At 68.1% G+C, this 270-nt stretch carries 1 protein-coding gene; it reads left to right on the top strand.

Going from position 1 to position 270, the window contains the following annotated elements:
• The coding region (locus IG54_RS38985; RefSeq protein ID WP_158709023.1) for an AMP-binding protein at positions 1–270 on the top strand (270 nt) is incomplete at both ends.

Below are 270 nucleotides of genomic sequence, written 5' to 3'. Positions count from 1 at the left end.
TGGCGGGGCCTGGTGTGGTGGATGCGGGGCGGGTGCGGGAGGCGGTGGCGGAGGGTGTTACGGCGTTGCATGTGACGGCTGGTTTGTTCCGGGTGCTTGCGGAGGAGTCGCCGGAGTGTTTTGCGGGTTTGCGTGAGGTGCTGACTGGTGGGGATGTGGTGCCTGCGGGGGCGGTGGCGCGGGTGCGTGAGGTGTGTCCTGGGGTTCAGGTGCGGCACTTGTATGGGCCGACCGAGGTCACGTTGTGTGCGACGTGGCATGTGCTGCCGG

Source organism: Streptomyces sp. NRRL S-920 (assembly GCF_000717945.1).
Taxonomy (GTDB): domain Bacteria; phylum Actinomycetota; class Actinomycetes; order Streptomycetales; family Streptomycetaceae; genus Streptomyces; species Streptomyces alboniger.
Note: the sequence above shows the minus strand (reverse complement) of the source record. Positions and strands in the feature narration are given on the sequence as shown.